Source organism: Lacinutrix neustonica (genome assembly GCF_026625145.1).
In the GTDB taxonomy this organism is placed as follows: Bacteria; Bacteroidota; Bacteroidia; order Flavobacteriales; family Flavobacteriaceae; genus Lacinutrix; species Lacinutrix neustonica.
Map to the genome: position 1 here is coordinate 2,118,161 of NZ_CP113088.1, position 24,686 is coordinate 2,142,846.

Sequence of the window (24,686 nt, forward strand, 5' to 3'; positions counted from 1 at the left end):
AAGAAAATAAATAATGAAAGAAGGAAAACTCATTGTATTCTCTGCGCCATCAGGATCTGGAAAAACAACTATTGTAAGACATTTGCTAAAGCAAGAAGACCTAAACCTTGCGTTTTCAATTTCTGCTACTTCACGAGAAAAACGTGGACAAGAAGTACATGGAGAAGACTACTATTTTATGTCTGCCCACGAATTTAAGCAACATATAAAAGATGAAGACTTTTTAGAGTGGGAAGAAGTTTACAGAGATAATTTTTATGGCACCCTTAAGACCGAGGTAGAGCGTCTTTGGGCATTAGGCAAAAATGTTATTTTCGACATCGATGTTTCGGGGGGCTTCGAATTAAGCGTAAGTTCCCGAGCAAACGTTAGCTGTTTTTGTGAAGCCACCAAGTATTGATGAGTTAAAAATAAGATTAAAAAACCGTAAAACCGAAAGCGACGATAAAATTAACATGCGCGTGGCTAAAGCTAGTGCAGAGTTAGCGACGGCGCCTCTTTTTGATGTGATTATAGAAAATGATAATTTAGAAAAAGCTTTAAAAGAGGCTGAAGGTGTTGTTGGTCATTTTATAATAAGTGAAACTCAAAGCTAAACACCGGGTGCCATGTATGATTGGTCCTTCGCCTACATTCAATGCAACTCCGAGAAAAACAATTAAACAATGAACATTGGTCTTTATTTTGGTTCGTTTAATCCCATTCATGTTGGGCATTTAATTATTGCCAACCAAATGGTAGAAAATAGCGATTTGGATCAGGTTTGGTTTGTAGTTACACCTCATAACCCGTTTAAAAAGAAACATACGTTGTTAGATAATTATCAACGCTTAGAAATGGTCTATCTAGCAACTAAAGATTATATCAAGTTAAAACCAAGTGCTATCGAGTTTAATTTACCTCAACCTAATTACACAATAAACACCCTCACTTATCTTCAAGAAAAACATCCCAAATATCAATTTTCTCTTATTATGGGAGCCGATAATTTGAAGAGCTTTCACAAGTGGAAAAATTATGAAGTCATACTTCAAAATCATGCTATTTATGTGTATCCAAGGATTTCTCAAGGGGCTGTAGACACACAGTTTGCAGGACACAAAAAAATTCACGAAGTTGAAGCTCCCATCATAGAGATCTCTTCGACCATGATTCGCAATGCTATAAAAGCAGGGAAAAGCGTAAAGCCATTGTTGCCTGAGAACGTATGGGAATACCTAGATAAGATGAATTTTTATAGGTAGAAAATAATAGACCGTGAACAGGCACATTAAATGTGATCCAAGAAGGAAGATCCCCGAATTAATAACTACTTTTTTCAAAAATTTGTAGCGAATAAATTATTTTTTCTAACACTAAAGACTATTTTCGCCAACTGATTTTTACCAATAAAACATGAAGCATACTATACTTTTTTTTATCACCATCTTTACCCTTAATGGTTACGCGCAAATATCGTATGAACCTGGATACTTTATAAATAATGAAGATCAAAAAACCAATTGTTTTATTAAAAACATGGATTGGAAAAACAATCCTACGTCATTTGAATATAAATTATCTGAAACTACTATAGAATCCAACACAGCAACAATAGAAACTGTAAAGGAGTTTAGCATTACAAATTCTGTAAAATATAATAGATTTGTTGTAAACATAGACAGATCTCGTGAAATTATAAAGTATATGAGTGAGGAAAGAGCCCCTTCCTTTAATGAAGAAATTCTTTTTTTAAAACTTATAGTGGAAGGCACTGCCAATTTATATTCCTATGAAGATAGCAACTTAGGCCGCTATTTTTTTAACATTGATTCTCCCAATACCAATCCTGAGCAACTCATTTTTAAAAGTTATTTAGATTCAGAGGACGAGGGGGAGTACAAAAATATCATTAGAACAAACAATGCATACAAGCAACAATTGTTGAATAATTTAAATTGTAGCAGCATTTCACAAAAAGATATAAAAAACACGAATTATAAGGAAAGAGAGCTTAAAAAAATATTCGAAAATTATAATAAATGTAAAGATCCAAATTACGAAAGCTTCTCAATTAAAAGACCAAAAAAAGATCTTTTTAATTTTTCAGCTAGACTTGGGCTAAGTGCTACATCATTGAAAATACAGAACATGCCCATTCCTTCTTGGGATACAAATTTTGACAGTAAGTTAACGTTAAGAATTGGGGTTGAAACTGAGTTCATTCTACCGTTTAATAAAAATAAGTGGTCATTAATAGTACAGCCTACTTACCAATCCTTTAAATCAGAAAAAGAAATAACGTATTTACAAACGTCTTTGGTTACTAAAAAAACAATTGTATACGTAAATTACAAATCACTAGAGTTCCCTATTGGGGTTAGATATTATTCTTTTCTTAATGCCGACTCAAAATTATTTTTCAATTTATCTGCGATAATAGATATGCCTATGTCTAGCTCAATATCTGCTGATAGAGCCGAAGGTACGGAGTTATTTGATTTAGACATCTCTTCTAAGCCTAGTTTTGCACTGGGAGCAGGGTATAATTACCACAGTAAATACACATTAGAATTGACCCTCTTAACCAGCAGAAAGATATTAAATAATCATCCTTCTTGGAATACTAATTATAATAACCTCGCCTTAACCTTTGGTTACGTATTTAATTAAACTCAAACACTTCTATTTTTAAATGGCTAAACCCCTTATTGGACGTGAAATCTCTTTAAACTTGTTTTAAGCCTGCTCTAGTAATAACAAATTAGATTGAATTGATATGTTCAAAACTATCAGGTAGCTAATGTTTAGTATTTAAAATAATGAAGGTATAAAACACGAGTGTGCTTCAAAAAACATCATACAGAGCCCCCTATAGCCTTACGTTTACTAAAAAAGCATCCTTTTTTTAGTGCCTAAAATGTAATATTTTTCTTCATTTACGGTTTTTACCGTACAGCAAAACACTAAAAAACAACACTTTTCGACGAACTGCACAAAATCTGCAAAAATACTTTTGTAAGCAATGGTCCATTACTATAGTTTTGATAAAAATTCACGAAATGAACGTAGTAAGCTCCACAAACCTATTGCTTTTGTTGTTAATTTTATTCGGCTACATGGCTTTAAGTCTGTGGCTTGTAAACAAAAACAACAATCAGAATAAATTGTATTGGGTGCTTTTCATTTTAGGTCTTCCATTTATAGGCTCAACGGCGTATTTTATTAATTATCTAATCCAGGAGTGATTCACATACATCACTTACAAACAATTAAGCTCATATTTATCCCTTAAATTATTAGCTCAAAAAAAAGCCAACTCTAATAGAGTTGGCATTTTTTGTTAAAGGAACGACATTTGCTGAACACCTATTTCTATCGTGCTCCAATATGCAACACCTCACATGACAAGCTTCGCGAACTACATGTTTTAAACGAATTGGAAACACTAGCACACGTTACCTTTTCAACATGTATTGAATAACCTCTTAATTTCCTTGTATTTTGAAACAAAGGAAATAGAATATTTAAAACCAGTACCCTTTCGAAAAAAAACCATATAGAAGCTCGTTTTAAATGTTGACCATGTTACTATTAGCTAATTTAAAATTGAAACACACCTGACCTTTACGATTCAGACTGTTTTTTTGTTCTTGTGTTTTAATAAATAGTCATTACCGTAATTGATATTTCCACAATTTCTTCAAAAACCGTCCTTTTTTAAAAGCCCAAAACCCGCTTTTTTTCGGTTTTACGGTTTTTACCGTACCACAAACGGTCTAAAATCACTATTTTTCGATGAAATGCATAAAAATGCAAAAAATTCATTTGTAGACTCCTTAAGTTTACCCTAGTTTTGAATCAGTACTTTATTAAAAGCTTTCTCAAAAGTGATTCTAAAGTACCTCTAATAGGTAATGTAGGTTTTATTTATTAGTTTGATTAATAGCGGAAAAAAAGCCAACTCTTTATGAGTTGGCTTTTTTTATTTCCTGAAATAGATTCTTTTTAGTCTAATGCTGGGATACGTAGTACTTGTCCTGGGTAAATCTTATCCGGATGCTCTAACATGGGTTTGTTCGCTTCAAAAATAACTGGATATTTCATGGCATCACCATAGAACTTCTTAGCAATTTTCCCTAAAGTATCTCCACTAACAACCGTGTGAAATTGTGCTTCAGGTTCTTTATGCTCCACCGTCATTTGGTCGTCTACCGTCGCAATACCTTCGCTATTTCCTACGACCAAGATAGCTTTTTCACGAGTGGATTGATTTTGTGCCCGACCAGTAAATCGTTGCTTTATCATCGTCAATATGCACACTTAAACCTTCAACATGTAACTCTAAATCTCTTATTGTTTCTTCTAATTTTCTTGCCGCAGCGGCTTCTTTTTTTAATTCTGCCTCAGCAGCATCTTTCGCTTCTTCTTTATCTGTTTTTCCTATACCGAAAATCTTTGCGCCGGCATTTTTAATAAATGAAAATAATCCCATAATTTAAATTGTTTTAATTGGTTAATACTATGTATCACGTAAAGTTGGATAAAATCTCTTTCAATTGCAACTTATAAATCTTATTATTATCTTAAAAAAAATATAGAGCAAAAAAAAAACTGTTTTAAGATGTTTCTTAAAACAGTTTCATAAAATCAATCAAGCAAAATTTACTTTTCTCTAGTGTTAACTCGTGAATTTTCTTTTTTAACGGTGCGTTGTTTCCGTTTCTTTTCTGCTGAAGATTTAGATTTATCTAAAATTTTTCCTTCCTTTAAGAATTCAATATACCCACGGCCCTTAAATTCATAAACTGTTCCCGACGTTGTATGAAATAACTCGACGGTCTGATCATTGATGACACTTAGCTCAAAGTATTCATTATCAAAATAATCATAATTTAATGTCATTATCTTAGAGTACATATTGCCGAGATACATCTGCTACACCATAGATACCCGTGAAATCCCAGTATAAACTATTTGGATTCGTACCCATTTGATCTTGAGAACTTCTAAAGGTATTGTCATTACCTCCCGACAAAAACTGTAAATAGTTTTCATTATCAAACTCATTCAAAGCACCATATTCACTGGTATATGTTTTTTCCCAAGCTTCATATTCTTGCATAAAATAACGAATGTTATCATAAAAAACATAGTCATAATCAAAGGTTGAACGTTGGTAACCATTTAAGAAATAAGAGGTGTCATTATACGGGTTATATAATTCAATAGTATTGTTATCTATTTGATAGACATCAAAACTATCATAGCCATCAATATCATGATCAACATTTAATATCATATTACTTGTGTCGTAATATCCTATAGGAATACCAAACCCGTTACCCTGACTCCCAATGCCCACCAAATTATTGTTAGCATAAAGCGCTCCGTTTTTAAACGATACTGTAAAAGCAATTTGTAAAAAAGGCGTTTCACCGTAGCCAATGGTTTGATTAATGTCTACATACCATAATTCGTATGACCGTAGCATTTGTTCTAAAGTTATTGCTGGAACTACTGGAGATCCACTACCTACATATTCTTCTTCTACCACTACTTCTGTGTAACACGAAGTAAATAACGTTGCTATTAAAGCAAATATCGAGAGTAATTTAAATGTTTTCATAATCTGTCGTTTTAGGATTGCTATTACTGGGTTTTCAAAAGACGTGCCAAAAATGCTATTGTTTTGATTATCAATAGATTATTAAATACTATAATTTCCGTATTTTTGAACTAGATTAGAAATTGATTTATGAGTAACAAATTAAAATTTGCTGTTTTTGGCTCCGGAAGTTGGGCGACTGCCATAGTGAAAATGCTATGTGAAAACCAAGAAAAAGTAGGATGGTACATGCGCAGCGTTTATACCAAAGAACATTTATTAAAAGAACAGCACAACCCAAGCTATTTAAGTTCGGTGGAGTTCAATTTAGAAAAATTACAGCTTAGTAATGACATTAATGAAATGGTAGCTTATGCCGATGTATTAATATTTGTTATTCCTTCTGCATTTATAAGTGATGAATTAAAAAAACTCCATTTAGAACTTACAGATAAGATTGTAGTTAGTGCTGTAAAAGGCATTATTCCTGAAACTGGTTTACTTTTAGGAGAACACTTTCACTCAAATTATAATGTGCCTTTTGAAAACATTGGTGTTATTGCTGGGCCTTGTCATGCAGAAGAAGTTGCTTTAGAACGGTTGTCTTATCTTACTATTTCTTGTGTGGATGCAGAAAAAGCAAAACTCATTGCTCAGGCGTTATCTAGTGATTATATAAAAACTAAAATTAGTGATGATGTCATTGGTACGGAGTATGCGGTGATGTTAAAAAACATTTATGCCATTGCTGCTGGAATTGCCCACGGATTGGGCTACGGAGACAATTTCCAAAGTGTACTAATGAGTAATGCTATTCGTGAAATGAAACGTTTTATCAAAAAAATGCATAAAATGAAACGTAATATTAACAATTCGGCTTATTTAGGGGATTTACTGGTTACAGGCTATTCTGTATTTTCTAGGAATAGGATGTTTGGAAATATGATTGGGAAAGGCTACACGGTAAAATCGGCGCAAATGGAAATGAGCATGATTGCCGAAGGCTATTATGCCACTAAAAGTGCCTTTGAGCTCAATAAAAAAAATAAAAAAAAGACGCAACTCCCTATTATTAATGCGGTGTATGATATTCTATATGAAGGCAAAGATGCGAAGAAAGTTTTTAAAAAATTGACTGAAAAGTTAGATTAATCTTAAAGGTCTAAGCGTTTGCTATTACTAGCTAATAGGAAACGCTAGACGTTACTTTACTAAAACGCCTCGAGCCTTCATTAGCGGTAGCGGTTGCAATGCTTTTAAATGTACCGTATTCTTTCTAAAAAGGTACGTTTTATCAAACATCTTATTCCCTTCAAAAAAAGAGACTTTAAATTGATTATTTAAAGCAAATAAATCCTCTTGCATCAGTTCTATTTTTGCATAGCTTTTCTTTGGGAGCAACTCCAATTTCTTACGAAAGATAGAAGTCATTTTATCTTCACTATAGCCACTGGTTACAATCAAAACCATTTCAAGATCTACCGCTTTATCATTAATAATATAGGCATTCCAATCTTGAGTTTTGTAAATGTCATTGTATTCATTTACAATGGCTATGTAAACGTTTTCAACGTTAGGGATGTCGATGTCTTTTTTCATACTTGCTTACCGTAAAAAAGGGTCACTTGTTTTATATTTTTATTTAACCGATGAAATAGGGAATGAAGCCATTTCAAAAGTAAGAATAAGTTATATTCTCTTTAAATCTAAAGTACAAAAAAGCCCAACGAAACTATTCTGCTGGGCCTCTTTAAGGTTTAATTCTTTATTTATAAAGCACTTTTAAATTGCTCTAAGAACCTCACGTCATTTTCGCTTAACAGTCGAATATCACTTATTTGGTGTAATAACATGGCGATACGATCGACACCTACCCCAAAAGCAAAACCGTGAATACTCGTTGGCATCAATACCGCAATTGGTCAACACGTTGGGGTCAACCATACCACAACCACCAATTTCTAACCAGCCAGTACCCTTGGTAATTTTATAATCGGTTTCTGTTTCTAATCCCCAGTACACATCTATTTCTGCACTTGGTTCGGTAAATGGAAAATATGAGGGTCTTAACCTAATCTTAGACTTGCCAAATAGCTCGGTCGTAAAGTATTGTAAGGTTTGCTTTAAATCGGCAAAACTAACCTCCTTGTCTATATACAAACCTTCTACTTGATGGAAAAAACAATGTGACCGTGCAGAGATCGCTTCATTTCTATAGACGCGTCCTGGTGAAATGGTACGAATGGGTGGGGGATTATTTTCCATGTAACGTACTTGAACAGAACTGGTATGCGTACGCAATAAAATATCAGGATTGGTTTGAATAAAAAAGGTGTCCTGCATGTCCCGCGCCGGATGATATTCGGGTAAGTTTAAGGCCGTAAAATTATGCCAGTCATCTTCAATTTCAGGACCTTCACTTACGTTAAATCCTATTTGAGAAAAAATATCTATAATTTGGTTTTTTACCAACGAAATAGGGTGCCGCGCTCCTATTGAAACAGGTTCGCCAGGACGAGATAAGTCTCCATAAACCCCTAAGGTTTCATCAGTATTATCCAACTCCTCCTTTAACGTATTCACTTTTTCCTGAGCGGTAATTTTTAACTGGTTGATGACCTGTCCAAACTCCTTTTTATGCTCGTTAGCCACATTTTTAAACTCAGCAAAGTACTCATTGAGCACCCCTTTTTTGCCCAAGTATTTTATACGAAAGGCTTCCACCTCTTCCTTCGATTGGGCTTTAAAACTTTCTGCTTCAGCAATGAGTTCTTTAATCTTCTCTATCATAATCTTCTAAATGATTGGCAAATTTACTACTTTTCTTGAGATTTTCATTACCCAAGACGTTTCGAACAATTGTATCGTATGAAATACCTTGTATCACAAAATGCATTACAGTATAAAACACATTAGATCAATATTTTTCCATCAAAAACACATTACTCTATATACGCGGTCTCGATAAAATAATTAACGATAGCCTCTTTCATTAAAACACTTTGTTCTCCAGCTTTTAAGTGCGGCAATTCTTCTTTAATCGTGTAGTGCGGCCAACCTTCATCATCAACAAAATCTAATTCATAATAGCCATAGGGCAATAATAGCTTGCAGATTGCTATATGCATAAGGTCTAATTTATGGTCTTTTTTAAAGGATCTATCCAGCTGCCCCAATTCTTGTACCCCTATAAGGTATATTATGGCATCTAAATCTAATCTATCTCCATCTGCAAATTGATTGGATAACTTAGTCACCACCAACTCCCAGCGTTCTTTTAATGCTTCGTCTCTTGCCATCTTATTTATTCAACATAACGTTTAAAAGTTCAAAGTTAGCAAACTAAACTGTTCTCTATAGACGTTATTTATTAAAATGTAAAAAATTGTGTAGGTTTGTGATAAATCTCATGTTATGGTGGTTATTGATATTGTTTTAGGTGCGTTATTGCTATTCGGGCTCGTTCGCGGGTTTACGAAAGGCTTATTTGTTGAAGTGGCATCACTTGTTGCTTTGGTTGCCGGGGTTTATGGCGCCATCCACTTTAGTTATTTTGCTGCCGAATTTCTTCAGGATAAAACCGAATGGGAAGAGAAAACCATTAATATCGTGGCCTTCGCTATTACTTTTGTTATTATAATCGTAGCTATTGCTCTCGCAGGAAAAGCATTAACAAAACTGGCCGATTTTGCAGCTCTAGGCATCTTAAATAAATTGCTTGGTGGCGTCTTTGGCCTTTTAAAGGTAGGCTTAATTTTGAGTGTTTTATTAATTGTGTTTAATACCCTGAATAGCACGATAACTTTTGTCGACGAAGAACACATCGAGAATTCTCTTTTATACCAACCAGTAAAATCCATTGCACCTTTGATTTTTCCTAATATTATTAAAACAGAAAGCGCGGAAGACGAGGAACTTATTCCGTGAAAAGGAGTATAAAAAAGCTGCCAGTTACAGCAGCTTTTTTTTAATCTAGATGATAGATTTCCATAATATCTTTTAAATAATGTTCAAAATCTATTTTTAAATCTATCAACTTTCCGGTATGTACATCAAAAACCCAGCCATGAACTTTTAAGCCTCTATCTCGATACGCTTTTTGAACTGCTGCTGTTTTTATAAGATTAACACACTGCTCTTTTACATTGAGCTCTACTAAACGATCATACTTTTTTTCTTCATCTTTAATGTCATTAAGCTCCTCTTTGTGAATGCGATACACATCACGAATATTACGCAACCAGGAGTTTAAAATGCCTAGATCAGCAGATTGCATGGCCGCTTTTACACCACCACAAGCATAATGGCCACAAACCACCACGTGGTTAACTTTTAAGTGTACAACAGCATATTCCACGACAGACATGGCACTCAAATCTATTCCGGAGACCATATTAGCAATGTTTCTATGCACAAACACTTCTCCCGGTCCTAAGCCCATTAAATCCTCAGCAGTAACACGACTGTCACTACATCCAATATAAAGCAACTCCGGATTTTGACCTTTCCCTAAATCCTCAAAGTAATTTTTGTTGGAGGCCAGTTTGTTTTTAATAAACTGTTCATTATTATCAAACACGTGTTTTAAATCCATAGTGCTTTTAAAATTTATCCTCTACATTATTTTTAACCCATTGAAGACAGGAATTAAAATCTTTAAAAATATATTCTTTAGGTATTAAATCCGGAATAATATCTATTCGTTCCATCATGTATCTTGGTTGCTGAAGCAAGTTCACAAATAAGACATTAATGTTTTGTTTTCTAAGATCGACTAAAACATCTTCCATGGCATATAACCCGGACTGATCCATATACTGCATACGCCCTAATCTAATAATAACCGTTTTTGCAGTCGCCGGAATTTGTTTTGATAGCGCTTGAAAATCTGAAGTTGAGCCAAAAAATAAAGGGCCTTTAATGTGCTTTATAAAAACTTCTTCTTTTAGATTGTCAGGAAAATTAATTTCGTCTGACCACGCTTCTTCCCTTAATGATTTCACATCACTTCTTCTAGCGGTAAGATCCCCTATTTTTTTCATAAACAACAGAGATGCGATGACTAACCCTATGCCAACAGCATAAACTAAATTCCAAAAAGTTGAAAGGACTAAAACCACTATCATTATTAAAACTTCTGAACTTACCTTTACCGGACCAATTTTCATATCTTTTGGTAAATAAGGAATGGCTTTAAGTCCTTTGTAATCCATGACCCCAATACCAACGGTTATTAAAATTCCAGCCAAAACGGCTGCTGGGATTTTTGAAGCTACTGGACCCAATGCAAGTAAAATGATAAGGAGCATTATACCCGCAATCATTCCTGACAGCTTAGTTTTACCTCCTGAATTAATATTAACAACGGTTCTTATCGTTGCTCCAGCGCCAGGAATACCTCCAAAGACAGCAGCTATACTATTACCTATACCTTGACCTACCAGTTCTTTATTAGGTTGGTGTTTGGTCTTGGTCATATTGTCTGCCACAACGCTTGTTAACAGGGAATCAATAGCACCTAAAAGCGCTAAAGTAATCGCTGTAAATATGTAGGGTGTTACGGAAGATAATTTAAATCCAGTAAAAATTTCGAGATTAGGAATGGGTAAGCCTGATGGAATTTCTTCTATTGGCCTATAATTTAACCCGAAACCATAAGCGATCCCGAAACGACAATCAACGCGACTAAAGCACTTGGGATTTTAGTGGTTATCCTTTTAAACCCATAAACAATGAAGATGGTGGATAAGGCCAAGACCAGTTCGAGCCAATTAATGTTTTTTATAGCTCGGGCAATGTTTTAATGGTTCCCATAACGCCGGAGGTCGCAGATTTAGCTAAAGTTTGTGATTCTTTTGCAATGTCTTCCTCTGTTAACGCATTAGCACGTATAATAGTTTCTTCAAAATTTTCTAAAACCAAAATACCTTCTCCTGCCTCTTCTTTTAAAATGTTTTCTAAAATGAGTTCTTCTGCTTGGGGTTTAAATTGGCTTACTAAATCGATGTCTTCTTTAGGATAATAACCAATAGATGGTAAAATTTGGGTCACCAAAATAATTACACCAATGGCAGTCATAAATCCGGAGACCACAGGATACGGGATGTATTTTATGTATTTACCAAAACCCGTAACGCCCAGTCCTATTTGGAACAGACCAGCTAATAAAAATACAGTCAAAATAGCTGGCAAGGCTTTCTCTACACTACCATCATTAGCTGCAATAATTGTTGCAATAACAATCATACTTACCGCCGTCATTGGCGCTGTAGGGCCCGAAATTTGAGTATTTGTTCCCCCAAAGAGTGCTGCAAAGAAACTAATAAATATGGCTCCATAAAGTCCTGCTTGAGGCCCCAGGCCGGAGGAAACACCAAAAGCTAATGCCAGGGGTAATGCTACAATTCCTGCAGTGATCCCTCCAAATGCGTCTCCTTTTAAATGGGTAAAAAATGTCTTCATTAATCTGTGGTTTTGGTGTTATACTAATTTAGTATTAATTCTCAACTTAAATAGCTGATACTCCTCTTTTATTGCTAGCTAATGATACGTAATCCATACCTTAAAAATTAACAAAAGCAATGATATTTATTTGATCTCTACTTGAGCTTTCAAAAAACTGATTCATATAGCCCACTTCTAATCTTAATACTTTGGAAAACTGATAGCCTAAACCACCATACAACCTATTTCTATCAAAGATGGATGATTCTGTATTTAAAAAAATCTCGTTGTATGCGGAAAGATACAATGGATTTTTACCTTCTTCATGATATTGCAAAGGTATTTTTACACTTAAAAAATACCGAAAGCGCATTTTAAAATCGGTCTCTACAAAGCGTTGCTCGAAGCGGTAACGATGACTAAACCCCACTTGACCAACCTGCTGCTTTGTAATAAATTGTTGAAAAATTCGGTGTTCGTTTACGGTTAATTTTTGCTCAGTTTCTCCACTATAGTTTTCAGACAGAATATAACCATAGCCTAATAATAGGTTGTTATTGTTTTCGGTTAAATTATAGCCTACTCCAGTTCTTAACAACAATTGCTCTAAATCACCAATGGCATCATAATTTCTGTATTGGACTTCGTTATGTATATTCCACCCATTATTTAATTGTTTACTTCCAATGTATATTAACCAGTTTCCTATATTACTATCTTGACTTACAGCATAAAAAAGGCAACACTAACGATAAAGTTAGTGTTGCAATTATATTTTTCTTTTTCAATTTTAATTCTCTCATCGGCATTGCTTTTCTATTCATAAAAATCGACTTCTCCTGTGTTAATATCATACATAGCTCCAACGATTTTAATTTCTCCATTTTTCTCCATTTCGGCTAAAATTGGACTTTCGGCATGAATTCTTTCTATCGTTAATTTTACGTTTACTTTAGATACTTCATCAACAAAATCTAAATTCTTAGAGCTCCTTAAGCTTTCGTCTTGAGGCTCTTTTACAGCGTTTACAGCAGGTGTAATTTTTTCTATTAATTTTGTTAAATTACCCATTTCAGCATGATCACAAGCCCCTTTTACAGCACCACAGCTTGTATGACCTAATACTACAATAAGCTTAGTGCCTGCTAATTTACAGGCAAATTCCATGCTTCCCAAGATGTCTTCATTTACAAAATTCCCTGCAATACGTACACTAAAAATATCCCCCAGCCCTTGGTCAAAAACCAGCTCGGCAGACACTCGAGAATCGATACAACTCAATATTGTCGCAAAAGGAAATTGACCATCACTAGTGTCATTTACTTGTTCTAATAAGTTACGATTTGTTTTTAAATTATTTTGAAATCTTTGGTTGCCATCTTTTAAATATTGTAATGACTTTGCTGGTGTCATTGTCGCCTGGGTTTCTCTTGTATGTGCTTTCATCGTTTTTATTGATTTAATTTATTATTTAAATGCCACCTCTGTAGCATCATTTTTATGTATACCTCTTAATAATAATGAAACGTTAAGTTTATTGATAACGTTTTTAATGTTTTTATTTGTTTTATCATGCCCTTTATCATTAAAGCACATTAGATTTATTCTGCTTTTAGATGCATATTTTGAAATATTATCAAGTGCACTAACGCCCGCTTCGAAAACATATTCCACAGTTCTACTATCTAGGGTGTCTTCCGTTTTAGGGAGGCTGGAAACTCCTTTATTGATTTTAAAAGACTTTAGAGGATGCTTCGTTTTTTTTACTAAACTATCAAAAAAGTCGGTGCGTGAAGTGTTTCCAGTTGTATTTAAAACCCCAAATATTCCATCTGTATCGGGTTGTAATGCATGCTCTTCTGCAGCTATCATAATACTTCCCTTATGAATGTTTAAAACAAAATCAACAATATTATCACCTATAAAACTAAGTGCATTATATTTTCTTTTTCCTAAAACTACAATGTCTCGGTTTGTACTTAATAATAAAAGCTTCTATTTCATTTTTTATATTACCAATTGCCAATTCATGATGTATCCTCACCTGAAAAGCTTCACTAATGGGCTGAATTAAATTTAAAATCCTTTTATTAGTCATGATATGTTCCTCGTTAATCGCTCGCATAGCAGATAACTGGCTTTCCCTTTCCACGATCTCTGTAGGCTTTTGAACATGGAGAAGTGTTATTTCACTATCAATCATTTTTGCCAATCCTACTGTGCTTTTTAATTCCAACTCTGCAGATTTCTTTAAATCTGAAAGCACGAGTATTTTATATTTGTTATGTGTCATACTCTTATTATTTAAGCTGTTTTTGGTCGTAATTTAAAAAACTCAATAAAACTTGTAGGGTTTTCTACACTGCCCCTTTCTGAAATTAACTCAATATCGATGTTTCTTTCTTTCGCTTTTAAAGCAAAATCATCCAAAATCTCTATAATATCATTATCCAAATATCTGGTTTTTCTAACATCTAATTCTAAGTAAGTATCTCTTGGTAGACTATCTAATTCTTTTAATATGGCCCCTTTATTAAAAAAGGTCACTTCTTCTGCTAATGTCATCTTTATTTTGTGCTTCCCGTTACTTTTATCTTCAATATGTAAAAAGTGAGAATTTTGAAAGCTTTTTATTAAAATAACAACAATTCCTACTGCTAATCCTAATCCAATTCCCCAAAGCAGGTCTATAAACACAATACCTAAAACAGTGACTGTAAATGGAATAGATTGTTTCCAACCCAAATTATACATTTTTATAAATAGTGCTGGTTTCGCCAACTTATAGCCCACAATTAAAAGTACTGCTGCTAAAACAGATAATGGTATCATGTTCAATAACCTAGGAATAATTATTACAGAAATCAACAGTAAGAAGCCATGGACAATAGCAGACACTTTACTTTTTCCACCAGATTGTATATTTGCAGAACTACGTACAATAACTTGAGTAATAGGTAAACCTCCAATCATACCGTAAATAATATTTCCAGTACCTTGTGCAAATAACTCTCTATTAGTCGGTGTAACGTTTTTATCAGGGTCTAGCTTATCTGTTGCTTCAACGCATAATAACGTTTCCAAACTAGCCACTAACGCTATAGTAAAAGCTACGATCCACACCTCTCCATTTGTAATGGCTGAAAAATTAGGAAAACTAAACTGTCCCAAAAAAGATTCGGCACTATCAGGTACAGGAACGCTTACCAAATGAGAACTTTCTATGGCCAAAGCAGAATCTCCTTGTGTTACAACAAAAAAGACAATACCAACAACTACGGCAACCAAAGGACCTTGTATAATTTGAAAAATCTTACCTTTTTTAGATAGTACTTTATCCCAAACCAGTAAGATCGCTAAACCAATGATACCAATTAATGCCGAACCTGGCTGAATGTGATTAACACTGTTTATAATTTCTGAAAATGTATTCTCACCGTCCACTTGAAAAAAAGCAAAATCGCCCTCTGGATCAACATCATAACCAAAAAAATGAGGTATCTGCTTTAATATAATAATAATACCAATACCTGTAAGCATGCCTTTTATTACTGAAGAAGGAAAGTAATATCCAATAATTCCAAGTCTTAATAAACCAAAAACAATTTGAATTGCCCCACCTAAAACAACAGCAACTAAGAAATTCTGATAGCTCCCTAAACTGATGATTGCGGTTAAAACAATTGCTGCTAAACCAGCAGCAGGGCCACTAACTCCTATTTTCGAGCCGCTTAAAGCTCCAACAATAACACCTCCTACAATTCCTGCAATTAATCCGGAGAATAAAGGCGCTCCACTCGCCAATGCAATACCTAAACATAATGGTAATGCAACAAAAAATACGACGATACTCGCTGGTATGTCATTTTTTAATGTTTTAAACATATTATAATGATTTTATGCTATTGACAGAAAATCAATAGCTTTTTTTAATGAATAGATGGCTTTTAAGCCTAAAAATCGAAATTATAATATGTGGTTTTCTGGTGGCGGAGAAATTAAATTTAAATGCGGTTTTTGATATTTTTTAAAGTAATATCTAATATCTTTTCTTTCTAACAGCTCAATAAATGAATCTGAAGTTGAAATTTTTTCTGATAAATAGGTTTCAACTTTATCCTTTTCTTTGGTCTTTTCTTCCTCTTCTTCTGAAAGACTATAAAAAACAGAAATATCTACAGAATTGTCCATGGCTATAATTATAGATGGCGCTGTAATTGTGGCCAAAAATAATAACACAAAGAAAATAGATATTGTCTTCTTAAACATTGTTTTTTATTAAGGTTAGCAAATATAAAACTATAACACCAGTATAGTGTTAAGGAATGTTTAAAAAATATTCAACAATTTAATATCATTTTCCGGGATCCAGCCCGTCTTTCCATCTGAAAGTTTGATTTTTTTCCAATGACTAACGGTGTCTAAAACCTGAACTTTTGTGCCTTCATGAAGTATAAAAGCTTCGTTACTTCTTATGTTTGGTTCACTTTTAACTTGAGATTCTTGAGCAAAAACAATGGCTGGATTACTTCTTTTTGCCACATCGTGCGTGTGAAAAGCAATGGCTAATGCTGAAAAAGCTAAAAATATAAACAATATACTTCCCGTAAAAAGCAACCGCTTTTTTTTAGTTTCAAAAGCAAAATAATAACCTAAATAAAATAAAATGAAGCCCATTACAAAAAGCACGGTGAGTTTTGCCCAACCATCGAAAGAGAAAACATTGGTAATTCCATTAACCGTTTTAGATATGCTTGTTTCTCGGTATGGTATCTATGGCATCTATGGTCATGTTATTTGCAAATGCCATGTTATTACTTATCTCTTGGTCATTTGGAGCCATAGCAGCAGCCTTTTCGTAATAATAAATACTTGGAGCAATATGGTTGAGCTTGTAATGCGTGTTGGCCATATTAAAATACAAGGCAGCAGAGTGGTTATCACCTTTTAAAATGGTTTCGTATTTATCTAGTGCCTCCACAAACTTACCTTCATTATACAGGGTGTTGGCTTGATCGAATAGCACCTCGTTTTGCGCAGAAAGTAGTCCGCAAAAGAACAGAAATATGTAAATTACTTTTTTCATTGTATTTTATTTCACCAAAAAAAATTAAAATAAGATTCTCGGCATTCATATTAAATTAAAGGTGAAAATTTAGCTAATTTGCTTATCAATTAAGTTAATCGTATTCGCCGCCTTTTCATAATCCAGTTTCATCGTTACTGTAGTTATTGGGGTATATCGCGCCAATTCACAGTTTTTAAGAATGCTTTCAAAATCGGAAATCACCTTGTGTTCCACTTGTTTTTTAGACAACAGCATTTTTATTTTATCCTTGCTTAAATCACTGGTTTCAATATTCAATTTTGCTTTCAAATAATTATGCAATGCCTTTTCTAAAGCCACGTAAAACGCTTCTTTATGCCCCAAAGCTTTCTTAGCCTCTCCTAAATATTTTTTGGCTAACCTATCTGCTTTTCTCAAGCGATTCCCCGTAATATCCCCCGCACGTTCTTCTCTTTTTCTTCGGAAAACAATAGCTAATGGAATGGCTAATAATGGCGTTAATAAGCTTACCCAAAAAGTGGTAGAATTAAAAAAGTAAGCTTTTTTCTTTGGTTCTAAATTCGCATGGGTTTTAATAAAAGCAAATTGGTCATTGTTAAGAATCACACGCTGTTTATTTGCGCCTTGCGATGTCAAATTATTGTCTGAAGCTCCATATACGGGACCTTCCAACACATTAATAGTACGCTCCTCAGAGGAGAGTCGCTTGTAACTTTTGGTCTCTAAATCGAAATATGAAAACGAAATCGCTGGAATGGGATATTTCCCTTTGTACTGTGGGATAAGCGTATAATTATCGGAAATTTTTCCTTGCATTCCATTAAATGTCGTTCGTATGTTTTCATCATGCTCCGGTTCATAAACTTCTAATGAACTTGGCACGTTAAGTTTGGGTAATTGAAATAACTTTAAATTGCCTTCGCCTGAAACTTCTACTTTGGCTTGTAGGGATTCATTGGCGTTTAATTCGGTTTTTGAAGTGATCAATTTAAAATCAAAGCGACCCACAGCTCCCGTAAAATCTAAAGGTTTTCCGTCTTCCGGCAGTGGTTTTACGTCAATAACACGAACGTTGGCAGAAACCGTTTTATGCACTTGAGACATCAGTCGACCGCCAAATATATCACGCCGAGCTGTAGGAACATCTACCGTTATATCTAATTTTAAAGGCTCTATTTCTAATTTACCAGTTTTTTGAGGATATAATACTGTTTTACGCAATACCACGTATCTATAGTCTTCTCCTTGGTATTTTCCGTTTTGGACTTTTAAATTTTTGTCATTTATATTTTGACTCCGGAAATCATCAAACTTAGGGTCTTCAATTTCCCGCCAGTTACTAACACCCGTATTTGGTGATACATATAATTTGTACACCACAGTGATGGCCTCATTTAAGTAGGGATTGTTTTTAGAAACCTCAGCAACCAAATGAATGTTGTCTGCAATAATCACATTCGGGTCATTAGGGTCTTTGGGTTTGTCTATCGCTTTTGTCACTTTAATGACAATGGGGGTAGTATTATAGGTTTCCCCTTGAATCTCAATAGTCGCTTGTTTAATCATGAAATCCCCTTCACGGTCTCGGGGCTAAAAAGTAACTATACGTTTTTTCAAAGGAGCGTTTTCCATTAATCCATGAATTACTAACCGATTGGTTTGGTCCGCCAATAATAGTAAAACCTTCAAAATTTGGCGGATTAAAATTGTCCCCGTCTTGATTCATTGAGAAATCCACCCGTAAACGCTCATTAACCCCTAATGTTTTCTTGCTCACTTTGGCTTGAAAATCAACTTGTGCAGTAGCGATACTTGTTGAAAGTATCAGTAGTAGAATCGATATGTTTTTTAGTAGTTTCATTATCTATGTAACTGTTATGAGACTTCCGTTTAACCGGAAATGACAAAGACGTTATTTACCAATCTTTATCTGTTTGTACCTTGACACCTTTTACTTTTTCGGCATTCATTTTTTCCTGTACTTTTTGTTCTTGATTATTCATTGCTTCTAGCAAATTTTTAATTTGCTGTGCAGATAATTGACCTGGCTGTTGCTGTGGTTTTGGTTGTTCTTTTTTGTTATCACCACCTTCACCATCTTTTTCTTTTTTATCATCAGGCTTCCCTTCATCTTCTTTATCCTCACCTTCTTTTTTATCCTCATTTTCACCCTCACCACCCTTATCCTTCTGGTCTTCTTGTTCTTTATCTTTCTTGTCTTCGTTCTCTTTATTGTCGTCTTCTTGGTTGTCTTTATTATCGTCTTTATTATCTTTTTCCTGAGGTGGTTCTTTTTCGTCCTTTGCACAGTCCTTTGCTAAGGCTAGATTGTATCGTGTTTCATCATCTGTGGGGTCATTTCTCAACGCATTTTTAAAAGCTTCTACCGCCTGTTTACATTTTTTATTTTGCATTAAAATGTTTCCAATATTATGAAAAGCCCTATGTTTTTCTTCCTTATTAGTGGCGTTTTTGGCCGCTTGTTGATTGCGGTAAAGCGCCTCATCATAATTCCCTTTCTTATAATAAGAGTGCCCTAAGTTATAGGTACCTGCAACGCTAGTGGGTTGAGTAGAAATCGCTTTTCTATATTCCATTTCGGCTAACACGAAATCATCATTACTTGCCAAATCATTAGCTTCATGAATTAAATCATTAGCTCTTTTTGTAATCTTGGATTGCTGCTTTTCAAGAGCTGCTTCTTGAGCAAACGAAAGTCCTGCTATTAAAATGAATATGTAGGTTATTATTTGTTTCATATTTACTTTATGTAAATGTGGGTGTTATTACTGCTTTTTCAACTTCTAAATATATGAAAGCCCTGGATTCAAACGTGTTAAGGATTTTATAAAATTTAGAGCCTTACCTCTTTCAAGAAACCTTGTGTAAACAAATTATAAATTCTCATTAAACAAATTAAGTTTCTTTAACCATGCTGTTTTACGCTCTAATAAGAATATATCTATGAATAAAAATAGAATTGCGAAGCCTAAGAACCACTGAAATTGATCTTCAAAATCAGTAAATTGCTTAGCTTCAAACTCCGTTTTATCCATTTTATTAAGAATATCTCTTATTTCTTCGACCACTGCCTCTGTATTATTCCCGTTTATGTAAGCCCCGTTGGCTTCCTCTGCTATCCCTCTTAAGGTGCCTTCGTCTAGTCGTGTGATGACTGTTTCTCCTTCGTTGTTTTTCTTATAATTAATAATAACACCGTTTCGTTTAATAGGTATTGGTCCGCCTTTTAAATCGCCAACACCAATGGTGAATATCCTAATTCCTTCTTCACTCGCTTCTTCTGCAATACGCTCAGACACGTCACTGTGATCCTCTCCATCTGATATAATAATGAGTACACGATTGGTTTGTTGATCGTCATCATAGTATGTTTTAGCCAACTCAATGGCCTCATTAATTGCTGTCCCTTGAGAAGATAACATGTCTGTGTTCATATTAGACAAAAACATTTTTGCTGCAGCATAATCAGTAGTGATTGGTAGCTGCGGAAAAGCTTTACCTGCATAGGCAATAATACCTATACGGTCACTGGCTAAATTATTAATGATTTGTGTGACTAACTGCTTTGATTTTTCTAATCTGTTTGGTGCAATATCTTCGGCTAACATACTTTTAGATACGTCTACCGCGAAGACAATATCGACGCCTTCGCGCTTAACTGTTTCTAATTTAGAACCGTTTTTAGGGTTCACTAAAGCAATAACTAAACAGGTAAAAGCCAAACATAAAATCACGATTTTTAATATTGGCTTGAATACAGATTTGTTAGGGCTTAGGCGCTTTAACAACTTCTTATTTGCAAAATTTCTTTGCGCACTGCGCCTCCATACTTGTTGTGCTAAAAACAAAACAATTATTAATGGAATGACCAGCAACCCCCAAAACCATATTTTTTCTTCTAATAAATCAAACATATGTCCTGTTTCTTATTTTATTAAACAAAACTTCTAAAAATAGTAATCCGCAACAATAGTTCGGTGAGTAATAATAGACCCGCGACCCAAACAAACCAGCGATATTTTTCTTCATAGTTATAGAATTTAAACTCTTCAACTTCGGTTTTTTCAAGTTTATTAATCGCGTCGTAAATTTCAACCAATTTCTTATTATTTGTTGCTCTAAAATATTTTCCTCCAGTGACCTGCGCTATTTCCTTTAATAGGGCTTCATCAATTTCTACTTGGACTCTTCCATAGTGAAAGTCGCCGTTTGGTTTAATCCTAATAGGGGATAACGCCATCCCGTTTGTTCCTAAACCAATGGTATATGTTTTAATACCAAACTCTACGGCTAATTCACTCGCAATTTTTGGATTTATAGCCCCTGAATTGTTGACCCCATCGGTTAACAAAATAATAACTTTACTTTTCGCTTTACTATCTTTTAGGCGATTCACCGCCGTTGCCAAACCCATCCCTATGGCTGTTCCTCCTTCAATAATCGTATTATATCTTATTTCTGCAAGTGACCGCAAAACAATGCTTTTATCACTCGTTATTGGTGTTTTAGTATAGCTTTCTCCCGCATATTCCACCAGGCCAATACGATCGTTAGGTCTGCCTTTAATAAATTCTGAAGCGACCTTTTTTAAGGCCTCCAGTCGGTTTGGCTTTAAATCTTTTGCGAGCATACTCGCAGAGACATCGATTGCCATAACAATATCGATACCACGGGTTGTTTTTGTTTTTGAAGAAATATCAACGGTTCTTGGTCTAGCTAATGCAGTGATTAAAAAAGTTAAGGCAATCAACCTCAAAATAAACAAAACATGCTTAAATTTTGGTAACAAAGAGTTCGTGAGTTTAAACCCTTTTAGAGTCGATATTTTTAATTCTGCCGTTTGCTGTTTGTACCTAAAAATATACCAAAGTACAGCTAGGGGAAGTAATAGCAATAGCGTGAAAAATTCCTTATTTAAAAATTCTATGCCTTCTAACATTAGTTTTCTTTTGGTTTTACTTCAACTGAATTTAAAATACGCTCAATCATTTGATCTGCATAATCGTCATTATTTGGGGCGGTAATAATAACTTGTTGTAAAATATTTTGAGCGGTAAATTGTAGTAAAATGAATTGAGCAGCTCTTAATTTATCGCTCGTTTGGCTCGGAATACTCAAAGTTCCATGTGTTTTTAACCCTTTAGCCCCATTGGGGGTTTCAAAGGCATCACGTAACAGCACGATGTCTTTTACGCCTTTAGACTCTAAACCTTTGATAACCACTTCTGATACTTCATTCAAGTCAATTTCTGAAGTCTTTCCCTGGTCTTGGCTTTCGCCTTGAGCTTGTTGTTGCAGCAACACCTGAGTGCTAACTGTGACACTAAATAAATCTAAAACGGTTCCATAAGAAAACATGTTTATTTTTACTTCGGCTCATTTTGTGCTGTTGGCAGACTCATTCTCTTAAGCACTACTGGAGTACTAATCGTCACTGGAGGAGTACCATAGGCGCTCGTTACCCAATCTCCTTCAAGCAATTCTTTGCTTTCATGCCCAATAACGGTATCTTTTACGTAATCAAATCCAAATTTGAATACAAAACCAGTAATTGTGGCAACTATTAAAAACACAGAGATAAGAACAGTAACCAGTATTTTTTTACGTTTCTTTTTACGCACTTGGGCTTCCTTGTATTGGTTATCCAATAACTTCTCCTCTTCAGTTGGTTCAGGTAGTGCTTCTTTAACGTGATCGATTTCTAAATCAATTGTTTTTCTGTCAATTTCGGCTAAAGCGATATCCGGGGCAGACTTAGCAAATTTAACCAAATCGGCACGTTTTAATATGGTTTCAATATTTCGAATATCTTCTTTACTAATTTCTATTTGATTGCCATCTTTTAGCAAATTTAACCGTAAAACAAGTTCGGAGGTGGTGCTTTCTAAGGCACGATCGTACACTTTTTCATCCAAATATTTTCTAATAATGAAGGTCAATTCAGAATAATATTCTTTCAAATTTTCATTCTGCAAGTAGCCGCTTTCGTCTAGTTTCTGTAAGGCTAATTTTGCACGATCATACGGCGGAAGCAGAGCAATCTCTTCTTCTTCACTTAATGGTTTTGGTCTCCGGATAAACCACCACAACAAGAAGGCCGCTACGCCAAAACCTATTAAAATAACAAGGAAATACTTCCACCAATTACCCGTGCTTTTTTCAACTTCTATAATGGGCTTAATATCATACAACCCTTGTTTAGTGGTATCCACTGCCATTTCTCGCACCTCAACTTTAAGAGAATCCGTGTAAAATTCTTTGGCTCCTATTAGTATTTTTTGCCTTGGAATGGTATAGGCTCCGGAATCGAATCTTGTTAATCCGTATTTTTTAATCAGATTGAATCTAGCGTCTTTTTTTGTAGTGTCTATCTTATAAGACTCAATCATCTCTAAGGCACCAAACGTCTGCCCTTCAGGAAAAACAATCACTTCTGAAGTATCTGCTTCAACGGAAACTTTAAACGTGATTTGTTCTCCAATTTTAATGGAATCCACATCTATTGATGATTGGACTTGACTGAAAGAGAGCAGAGAAAAAAGTGTAAAGACAAAAGACAGGCAAACGGAAGTGTTAACACGGAAGACCAAAGCCTTGTCTTTACTCTTATAATTTTTCAATTCAATTTTTTTCATTGTTAGTTATTACTTCAATTACACTTCAATGGCGCTTAGTGTGACCTCCTAGTTAATTTTTATCCTCTTCTTTTAAAATAACCCAATAGCTTTCTTACGTAACTTTCATCCACTCTACAATCGATGGTTCCTGCACCTGCTTTTGCAAAGCTATCTTTATAATATTCTACTTTCTCATGATAAAATTTACTGTAGTTTAATCGTACTTTTTTTGATGATGTATTGACCAACAGGAACTCGCCGAGACTCTTCATCTTGCATTTGTACCAGTCCTAAATTTGGGATCGCCTCTTCTTTTTTGTCATACACACGAATGCCTGTCACATCATGTTTTCCTGCGGCTATTTTTAATGTTTGCTTATAGTCGTCTGCAATAAAATCACTCAGTACAAATACAATGGCCTTTTTCTTCATCACACTGCGCATAAATTTCAATGCTTCAACAATATTTGTGCCCTTACTTCTTGGTTTGAATTCTATTAATTCACGAATAATTCTAAGCACGTGAGACCGTCCTTTCTTTGGCGGGATGAATAACTCGACGTCATCTGAAAACAAAATCAAGCCAATTTTATCATTATTTTGTGTGGCAGAAAAAGCAAGTGTCGCCGAAATTTCTGTAATAATTTCATTTTTAAATTGCTGCTCTGTACCAAACAGCTCTGAACCAGAAACATCCACCATTAATAACATGGTGAGCTCTCGCTCTTCTTCAAATACTTTAATATGTGGTTCGTTTGTGCGTGCTGTAACATTCCAATCGATATTTCGAACATCGTCCCCAAATTGGTACTGGCGAACTTCAGAAAAAGTCATACCACGCCCTTTGAAAGTAGAATGGTATTCTCCTCCAAAAATATGATCAGACAAACGACGGGTCTTAATCTCTATTTTTCGTACTTTTTTAAGTAATTCTTTAGTATCCATTTTT

Annotated in this window: 22 protein-coding genes and 7 pseudogenes; 6 read left to right on the plus strand and 23 right to left on the minus strand. The window is 34.6% G+C overall.

What is annotated here, in order from left to right; translation table 11 throughout:
• Positions 1-13 precede the first annotated feature (13 nt).
• The 4 genes and pseudogenes from gmk (at position 14) to N7U66_RS22575 (ending at position 3,227) form a co-directional block, all read left to right on the plus strand.
• Positions 14-596, plus strand: a pseudogene (gene gmk, locus N7U66_RS11545) (guanylate kinase).
• Positions 597-665: 69 nt separating this feature from the next.
• A complete protein-coding gene (gene nadD, locus N7U66_RS11550) occupies positions 666-1,244 on the plus strand; it encodes a nicotinate (nicotinamide) nucleotide adenylyltransferase (RefSeq protein WP_267675423.1) in 579 nt (192 codons plus the stop codon).
• A gap of 151 nt (positions 1,245-1,395) precedes the next feature.
• A complete protein-coding gene (locus N7U66_RS11555; protein WP_267675424.1) occupies positions 1,396-2,652 on the plus strand; it encodes a porin family protein in 1,257 nt (418 codons plus the stop codon).
• Between the two features lie 446 nt (positions 2,653-3,098).
• Entirely contained in the window at positions 3,099-3,227 is a 129-nt protein-coding gene (locus N7U66_RS22575) for a PLDc N-terminal domain-containing protein (RefSeq protein WP_390886655.1), read from the plus strand.
• A gap of 760 nt (positions 3,228-3,987) precedes the next feature.
• Here the strand turns inward: N7U66_RS22575 and lysM are convergent.
• The 3 genes and pseudogenes from lysM to N7U66_RS11570 form a co-directional block, all read right to left on the minus strand.
• Positions 3,988-4,474 (minus strand): annotated as a pseudogene (gene lysM, locus N7U66_RS11560) (peptidoglycan-binding protein LysM).
• 170 nt (positions 4,475-4,644) lie between these two features.
• The gene (locus N7U66_RS11565; protein ID WP_267675425.1) at positions 4,645-4,884 is read right to left on the minus strand and encodes a hypothetical protein; all 240 of its coding nucleotides are present in this window, start codon (positions 4,882-4,884) and stop codon (positions 4,645-4,647) included.
• Positions 4,885-4,888: 4 nt separating this feature from the next.
• On the minus strand, positions 4,889-5,608 hold the full coding sequence (locus N7U66_RS11570; protein WP_267675426.1) for a nicotinic acid mononucleotide adenyltransferase: 720 nt from the start codon (positions 5,606-5,608) through the stop codon (positions 4,889-4,891).
• Positions 5,609-5,737: 129 nt separating this feature from the next.
• Between N7U66_RS11570 and N7U66_RS11575 the strand changes: the two genes are divergently transcribed.
• Positions 5,738-6,739: an NAD(P)H-dependent glycerol-3-phosphate dehydrogenase gene (locus tag N7U66_RS11575; RefSeq protein ID WP_267675427.1), complete on the plus strand. Its 1,002-nt coding sequence runs from the start codon at positions 5,738-5,740 to the stop codon at positions 6,737-6,739.
• 51 nt (positions 6,740-6,790) lie between these two features.
• Here N7U66_RS11575 and N7U66_RS11580 read toward each other — a convergent pair whose 3' ends face one another.
• From N7U66_RS11580 to N7U66_RS11590, 3 genes and pseudogenes are all read right to left on the minus strand, one after another.
• Positions 6,791-7,186: a hypothetical protein gene (locus tag N7U66_RS11580; protein ID WP_267675428.1), complete on the minus strand. Its 396-nt coding sequence runs from the start codon at positions 7,184-7,186 to the stop codon at positions 6,791-6,793.
• 170 nt (positions 7,187-7,356) lie between these two features.
• Positions 7,357-8,377, minus strand: a pseudogene (gene pheS, locus N7U66_RS11585) (phenylalanine--tRNA ligase subunit alpha).
• Between the two features lie 152 nt (positions 8,378-8,529).
• Positions 8,530-8,886, minus strand: coding sequence for a hypothetical protein (locus N7U66_RS11590; protein ID WP_267675430.1), 357 nt, complete (start codon positions 8,884-8,886; stop codon positions 8,530-8,532).
• Positions 8,887-9,001: 115 nt separating this feature from the next.
• Between N7U66_RS11590 and N7U66_RS11595 the strand changes: the two genes are divergently transcribed.
• Positions 9,002-9,514, plus strand: a complete 513-nt coding sequence (locus N7U66_RS11595; protein ID WP_267675431.1) for a CvpA family protein — start codon at positions 9,002-9,004, stop codon at positions 9,512-9,514.
• 40 nt (positions 9,515-9,554) lie between these two features.
• Here the strand turns inward: N7U66_RS11595 and N7U66_RS11600 are convergent, their stop codons facing one another.
• The 17 genes and pseudogenes from N7U66_RS11600 to N7U66_RS11680 form a co-directional block, all read right to left on the minus strand.
• Positions 9,555-10,181: a carbonic anhydrase gene (locus tag N7U66_RS11600; RefSeq protein WP_267675432.1), complete on the minus strand. Its 627-nt coding sequence runs from the start codon at positions 10,179-10,181 to the stop codon at positions 9,555-9,557.
• A gap of 7 nt (positions 10,182-10,188) precedes the next feature.
• A pseudogene (locus N7U66_RS11605) lies at positions 10,189-12,049 on the minus strand (SulP family inorganic anion transporter).
• 100 nt (positions 12,050-12,149) lie between these two features.
• Positions 12,150-12,834: pseudogene (locus tag N7U66_RS11610) on the minus strand (DUF2490 domain-containing protein).
• A gap of 13 nt (positions 12,835-12,847) precedes the next feature.
• Positions 12,848-13,477, minus strand: coding sequence for a carbonic anhydrase family protein (locus N7U66_RS11615; RefSeq protein ID WP_267675433.1), 630 nt, complete (start codon positions 13,475-13,477; stop codon positions 12,848-12,850).
• Positions 13,478-13,498: 21 nt separating this feature from the next.
• On the minus strand, positions 13,499-13,903 hold the full coding sequence (locus N7U66_RS11620; protein WP_267675434.1) for a hypothetical protein: 405 nt from the start codon (positions 13,901-13,903) through the stop codon (positions 13,499-13,501).
• A gap of 64 nt (positions 13,904-13,967) precedes the next feature.
• On the minus strand, positions 13,968-14,324 hold the full coding sequence (locus tag N7U66_RS11625; RefSeq protein ID WP_267675435.1) for an adenine nucleotide alpha hydrolase family protein: 357 nt from the start codon (positions 14,322-14,324) through the stop codon (positions 13,968-13,970).
• An 11-nt stretch (positions 14,325-14,335) separates the two neighbouring features.
• Positions 14,336-15,916, minus strand: coding sequence for a SulP family inorganic anion transporter (locus tag N7U66_RS11630; protein WP_267675436.1), 1,581 nt, complete (start codon positions 15,914-15,916; stop codon positions 14,336-14,338).
• A gap of 81 nt (positions 15,917-15,997) precedes the next feature.
• Positions 15,998-16,300 carry a hypothetical protein gene (locus N7U66_RS11635; RefSeq protein WP_267675437.1) on the minus strand — a complete coding sequence of 101 codons (303 nt, stop codon included), beginning with the start codon at positions 16,298-16,300 and terminating at the stop codon, positions 15,998-16,000.
• A gap of 60 nt (positions 16,301-16,360) precedes the next feature.
• Positions 16,361-16,708, minus strand: a complete 348-nt coding sequence (locus tag N7U66_RS11640; RefSeq protein WP_267675438.1) for an SH3 domain-containing protein — start codon at positions 16,706-16,708, stop codon at positions 16,361-16,363.
• A gap of 67 nt (positions 16,709-16,775) precedes the next feature.
• Positions 16,776-17,117 (minus strand): tetratricopeptide repeat protein, encoded by a 342-nt coding sequence (locus N7U66_RS11645; protein WP_267675439.1) that lies wholly within the window; start codon positions 17,115-17,117, stop codon positions 16,776-16,778.
• Between the two features lie 69 nt (positions 17,118-17,186).
• Positions 17,187-18,960 (minus strand): annotated as a pseudogene (locus tag N7U66_RS11650) (BatD family protein).
• Positions 18,961-19,015: 55 nt separating this feature from the next.
• Positions 19,016-19,858 (minus strand): tetratricopeptide repeat protein, encoded by an 843-nt coding sequence (locus N7U66_RS11655; protein ID WP_267675440.1) that lies wholly within the window; start codon positions 19,856-19,858, stop codon positions 19,016-19,018.
• A 135-nt stretch (positions 19,859-19,993) separates the two neighbouring features.
• Entirely contained in the window at positions 19,994-21,034 is a 1,041-nt protein-coding gene (locus N7U66_RS11660) for a vWA domain-containing protein (RefSeq protein ID WP_267675441.1), read from the minus strand.
• Positions 21,035-21,054: 20 nt separating this feature from the next.
• Positions 21,055-22,059 carry a vWA domain-containing protein gene (locus N7U66_RS11665; protein ID WP_267675442.1) on the minus strand — a complete coding sequence of 335 codons (1,005 nt, stop codon included), beginning with the start codon at positions 22,057-22,059 and terminating at the stop codon, positions 21,055-21,057.
• A complete protein-coding gene (locus N7U66_RS11670) occupies positions 22,059-22,478 on the minus strand; it encodes a hypothetical protein (RefSeq protein WP_267675443.1) in 420 nt (139 codons plus the stop codon). Before N7U66_RS11670 ends, N7U66_RS11665 begins: the two co-directional genes overlap by 1 nt.
• A gap of 8 nt (positions 22,479-22,486) precedes the next feature.
• A complete protein-coding gene (locus N7U66_RS11675; protein ID WP_267675444.1) occupies positions 22,487-23,755 on the minus strand; it encodes a hypothetical protein in 1,269 nt (422 codons plus the stop codon).
• A 59-nt stretch (positions 23,756-23,814) separates the two neighbouring features.
• Positions 23,815-24,682: pseudogene (locus N7U66_RS11680) on the minus strand (DUF58 domain-containing protein).
• Positions 24,683-24,686: the final 4 nt, after the last annotated feature.